Raw genomic sequence first — 4894 nt, 5'->3', positions numbered from 1 at the left:
GGATCGTCGAGGGCAAGCCGCCGCAGCTTGCCGCGCTTGATGCGAAAGAAGCGGGCCTGCCCGATCTCGGCGCGATCGAGCTTGCGCTGCACGTCGCCGAAACCCGCCTCGCACCGCCTGCCGAAGAGCTGAAACGGCTGGTGCTGGAAGCGGTGGCGATGCGTTGAGCGGCGAGTTCTCGTCGCTGATCACCTCCCTGTCCGATGGACAGTCGATGACTACCCTAAGTGACAGGCTAACGGCTATCGTTGAAAGGTAAGGTGGATGGTGCCGCTCTCGGCAGTTTCCGCCTTGACCGTATAGCCCGTTTCGAAGCCGCGCAGATCGTCCCACAGGCGGATGCCGCGCCCGAGCAAAATCGGCGCGATAGCAACGTGAAGGCGGTCGACAAGACCAGCCTTGAGGTAGTCGCGAACGACGGTAGGGCCACCGCCTATTCTCACGTCCTTGCCGTTTGCGGCGCTCACGGCCTGCTGAAGCGCATCAACCGGAGTGGTACTAAGGAAGTGGAAGGTGGTGCCGCCGGCCATCTCCAGGGAGGGCCGCGGCTTGTGTGTCAAGACGAAGACCGGGCAGCGGAACGGTGGCTCGTCGCCCCACCAGCCACGCCAGTTCGGATCGTCGGGAAAGTTGTGCAACCCGAACATGCCGGCGCCCATAATCTCGGCGCCCACATCGGCGAAGTACGCCTTCGCGTATTCATCATCGACACCTGTGGTTCCCGCTCCCGAGGTATCCTTCAACACGCGCTCCCGGAATGTTCGCGTTGCAGCATATGCGCCGACGAGACGCGACCAGTCCTCGCCGAACGGGGTTTCGGGCGTCTGGTCCGTCGTTGTCGCGAAACCATCGAGCGAGATCATGAGATCGACACGAACTACCACCGGGGATCCTCCTTGCGTGTGGTTGCACCTTGACCGCCTCATATTCGGAACCGGATACTAAGGTATTTGCCTTTGTATCCAAAGCCTGATACTAAGGCAAGTACCTTTTTATCCTTCGCCGGCGCACCCGCCGATTTGACCGACGCACATGCCTTATCATTCGACTCCGCTCGACCTCGCCTTTCATGCTCTCAGCGACCCGACCCGCCGCGCCGTGGTGTCGCGGCTGGTCGAGGGCGAGTTACCGGTCAGTGCTTTGGCCGAGCCTTTCAACATGGCGCTGCCCTCTTTCGCCCAGCATCTCAAGGTGCTGGAAGATTGCGGGCTGATCGTCAGCCAGAAGCGTGGGCGCAGCCGCTGGTGCCGTCTGGTGCACGCCCGCTTCGACGAGGCGGCGGACTGGATGGTATCGGAGCGCCGGCGCTGGACCGAGCGGTTGGATCGGCTCGAAGTCTACCTGGATAAAACCGAAGAGGACGATGAAGGACATGGCAAAGCTGTTTGAGACATGGTCGCTCGACCGCGAAATCGTGCTGGTGAAGCTGCTGAACCACCGCCGCGAGAAGGTCTTTGCCGCCTGGATGGACCCCAAGGCATTGGCCGAATGGTACGGCCCGGCCGGTCTTAGCATCGAGACCCACGAAGCCGATATCCGCGAGGGCGGGGTCTGGCGGTTCGACATGGTGGGCGTCTTCGAGGGTAAGGAACAGCGCTTCCCAAACCTGATGCGCTTTATAGAGATCGTGCCGAACGAGCGGATCGTGATGGACTACGGCACGCCCGACCCGGCCGACCCCGACCGTTTCCGCGCCACGGTGACCTTCGACGAGCAAACGGATGGCAAGACGGTGCTGACCATGCGCCAGCTTCACCCCAGCGCCAAACGGCGTCAGGTGGTCATCGGCTTCGGCGCGGTCGAATACGGGCTGCAGACGCTGGAAGGCCTCGCGGCCTGGCTTGACCGCTGAGCGGTCGGCCAAGGTGCCGCGTGCGCCAGCCCTCGCCGCTGGAAACATCGAACATTCTGGAGATTGAGAGCGGCCGCCCCTACAGCGCGCCGATCGACTTCAGCTTCTTCAGCACCAGTTCATCGGGTTCGCCGGTCTCGGGCAGGCGGTAGTGGCGCTGGAACCGGCGTCATTAAAAGGAGTTTGGGGCTTCGCTCCTTCCGCATTGATCAGCATTCTGATCATCGTCCTGGTGATCGTCCTGGTTCTCTATCTCGTTGCGCGCCTGCCGATCGATAGCCGCGCGAAACAGATCGCGCAGATTATCATCATCGGCATCATTTCGCTCTGAAATATCTCGCCGTTTTCTAAGGGTGGTTCCTGCATATCGAGACATTGCCTTTCATCCTCTCTCCGTTCCGGCAGGGAGAGGCACTCCCTTGAGAGGGCGGCAAATGCCGGTCGGTTATGGGGTGACCACGGCGACCTTACGCAAATTGCGGACACTCGAAGCGTTCTTGAAGGTCCGCTCCCGACCCTATTTCGGTCGGTAGAGGTAGCCCCGACCAACGCCGAAGCTGCCATGTGACAGAGGGTCAAATTCCTACCGCGAATTCAATTGCCTCAACAGTTCCTTGGCGGTGGCGATCGCCTTGATAGTCGAATCTGGTTCGACTTTGGACGGTGAGTGAACCACTGTGTTTCTATATTGCCTGAGTGTTTGTAGTTCTTGTGCGACACTCCTGCTGATGGTGCCTTCGCCTTCCAAAAGATCTATTGAATCTCGTAAGGAGAGATTACGTTGGGCAATGCTGCGAGATGATATCTGCCTAGCTTGCGCAAAAATGTAGGACTCCAGGTTGGTCCAAGCCTTCATGAACTCCCCGAGATCGCCGGACTGAAGTTCGGCCTTAAGGCTTTCGCGAAGTCCCTCGCATAGTCGTTGAACCTTATCATTTGCCGGGTAAAGTGACTGCTTTGGGATGCTGTTGAACCCTTTACCCCAGAACGTCGCGCCGGTGGGGATTGAGAACTTGGCGATCAACCGGTTTCGGAAGTCCAAGTCAGTTTTGTCCTCGAACTCCCAGGACACATCTGTCGTGCCAGCCAAAAACCCCTCTTGGAAATGAGGGCGAAGTGCTGAGGGTGGACAAATACTCAGCAGTCTTACGTTCACCAAATCGTCTTCCGAATTGATAGATATCCGGTTGGTAACTTGGGGTAGCCCTAGTACATAAACAATAGACTGATCAGAACTGCAATCGTGCTGGGCAAAAGAGCACGCGACACGGAGAGAGTGGGTGACATCAAGTAACGGCGTCTCGAGAACACCGTAATGTTGGAGTATGCTCCATTGAACGTAGGTCTTTTGCCGAATGTCACGAAGGCCCTCCAGCTTGCTCTCTGTCCAGCGCCTGACCAATTCCTTGCAAGCTTGCTCTAGCAAGGCGAAGCGATGGCGCAACTCCTCCTTGGAACTGTTTTCGCTACGGTAGACGCCGGGATAGATCGTTGTTGACCCGGCCTTGTTCAGGAAGTCAGTGTTCTGGCCACGATAGAAGAGTAGATGGTCCGGATTGAGGTACGACAAGTGGGCAATGTGCTCCACCAAATTGCGAAAAGTGGCGATTTGAAAAGGCGGCGCCTTAGCTACGTTTTCCGATCCGACATGTGCCCTCATTTCCGCTGTCAATTGCGGCGTAATTGATCTCATCGTTGCCCCCAGATCAGTCGATCAGAAACAGTCTCAGGTTCTGAAGCGGCCAACAATGGACAACGTAATTGTTCCACCAAAAACGGGGGTGCTGCCAGAGGTCTGCATAATATTCAACCTAGCCCGCCAACGCGTTGCTTGAAAACGACAATATGTTCATATCATCACCGACAGGTTTATGCTCGCTGCAACCGGAATGAACGCGAGGGCCCGATGGCGGAGAACTGGATTCGAACGGATGAGGCCGAGGATGTGGCAGGGTCTATCCGCCACGTTATACGTGCTGCTCAGTTTGTCAGGGAGGATTCCCTAGCCTGGAAGTGGGTGGTGATGGCGTTGCATTCGGCGCTGCAGGGGGCGTGCGTATGCCATCTCACTACGACTGCGGCACCGGTGGGTGCTGTCACCGAGCGCAACGCCGGCGAATGGTTGACCTATTTTGAGGACTCGCGCACCAATCCCAATGCAGAACCGCCTAAGACCCATCTGATGGGGCTTCCGGACCTACTTAAAGCAGTGCGCAAGCCTAGTTCGGCAGGGGATGGCAGTAACGTTGCCGGTATCGCAATCAGCGAATCTGAGCTAAGTTGGTTGCACCGTTTTCACAGGGAAATTCGGAATCAATTTACACATTTCGAGCCGATGGGCTGGTCAATCGAGGTGTCGGGAATTCCAGAGATTGCAAAGCTGGTCGCGCGTATCATCGGGGATATTCTCAGAACGGGTTGGGCATTCCGCCATCAGGATCGTGCGCAGCGTGAAGAAATGCAGCGAAGTCTCCATACCTTAAAAACGATTGAATGGCCTAGCTAACTGACGATCAACGCGCGTTCAGCGATGGCCTCTTCATCGGGAGCGCCTCTTGAAAGGGGACTGTCCCCTTTCCACCCCATCTCAGACGAACCCAACTCAATCCTGCAATGACCGCTTCGGCCCGAAGCGTTCGTTGTTGCACTTGCCGTGCCAGCAGAAGAATATTCGGGACAGTGCGCCCCTACAGCGCGCCGATCGACTTCAGCTTCTTCAGCACCAGCTCGTCGGGCTCGCCGGTCTCGGGCAGGCGGTAGTGGCGCTGGAACCGGCGGATGGCGGCCTTGGTCTGGGCGCCGGCAACGCCGTCGACTCCGACATCCGCATAAGCGATGTTCGACAGGCCGCGCTGGATCTGCAGCACCAGGTCCGTGGGCTGAACGGGGGCGTTCGGCTTCTGGGAGACCGGGGTGGCCGCGGGCCTGCCGGAATTCGACGCTGCGTTCGGGATATTGGCGGGCGGCGTCATCGTCGGCTTGCGCTCGGAGGCTCGGATTGCCGCGGCAACCGGGTCTTCGCTGTGCGCATTGGCGCTCTCG

At 58.3% G+C, this 4894-nt stretch carries 6 protein-coding genes and 2 pseudogenes; 4 read left to right on the top strand and 4 right to left on the bottom strand.

Translation table 11 applies throughout. The annotated features are described in order from the left end of the window. Positions 1–242 precede the first annotated feature (242 nt). Entirely contained in the window at positions 243–884 is a 642-nt protein-coding gene (locus tag MOV61_RS28330) for a dihydrofolate reductase family protein (protein ID WP_247138974.1), read from the bottom strand. 148 nt (positions 885–1032) lie between these two features. On the opposite strand from MOV61_RS28330, the gene MOV61_RS28325 reads away from it, so the two are divergent. Both MOV61_RS28325 and MOV61_RS28320 read left to right on the top strand, forming a co-directional pair. Beyond that, positions 1033–1389 carry a helix-turn-helix transcriptional regulator gene (locus MOV61_RS28325; protein WP_247138973.1) on the top strand — a complete coding sequence of 119 codons (357 nt, stop codon included), beginning with the start codon at positions 1033–1035 and terminating at the stop codon, positions 1387–1389. Then, positions 1364–1852 (top strand): SRPBCC family protein, encoded by a 489-nt coding sequence (locus MOV61_RS28320; RefSeq protein ID WP_247138972.1) that lies wholly within the window; start codon positions 1364–1366, stop codon positions 1850–1852. Before MOV61_RS28325 ends, MOV61_RS28320 begins: the two co-directional genes overlap by 26 nt. Before the next feature lie 79 nt (positions 1853–1931). Here MOV61_RS28320 and MOV61_RS28315 read toward each other — a convergent pair. Then, a pseudogene (locus tag MOV61_RS28315) lies at positions 1932–2021 on the bottom strand (peptidoglycan-binding domain-containing protein); the annotation flags it as partial. Between the two features lie 36 nt (positions 2022–2057). On the opposite strand from MOV61_RS28315, the pseudogene MOV61_RS28310 reads away from it, so the two are divergent. Further along, positions 2058–2203, top strand: a pseudogene (locus MOV61_RS28310) (Thivi_2564 family membrane protein). A 232-nt stretch (positions 2204–2435) separates the two neighbouring features. Here MOV61_RS28310 and MOV61_RS28305 read toward each other — a convergent pair. Continuing rightward, a complete protein-coding gene (locus MOV61_RS28305) occupies positions 2436–3545 on the bottom strand; it encodes an FRG domain-containing protein (RefSeq protein WP_247138971.1) in 1110 nt (369 codons plus the stop codon). A gap of 213 nt (positions 3546–3758) precedes the next feature. Here MOV61_RS28305 and MOV61_RS28300 point away from each other — a divergent pair, with 213 nt between their 5' ends. After that, on the top strand, positions 3759–4358 hold the full coding sequence (locus tag MOV61_RS28300) for a hypothetical protein (RefSeq protein WP_247138970.1): 600 nt from the start codon (positions 3759–3761) through the stop codon (positions 4356–4358). A gap of 181 nt (positions 4359–4539) precedes the next feature. Here the strand turns inward: MOV61_RS28300 and MOV61_RS28295 are convergent. Then, on the bottom strand, positions 4540–4894 hold a 355-nt coding region (locus MOV61_RS28295; RefSeq protein WP_247138969.1), incomplete at its 5' end, for a peptidoglycan-binding domain-containing protein.

It is taken from the genome of Neorhizobium sp. BETTINA12A (genome assembly GCF_023006485.1).
Taxonomy (GTDB): domain Bacteria; phylum Pseudomonadota; class Alphaproteobacteria; order Rhizobiales; family Rhizobiaceae; genus Neorhizobium.
Note: the sequence above shows the minus strand (reverse complement) of the source record. Positions and strands in the feature narration are given on the sequence as shown.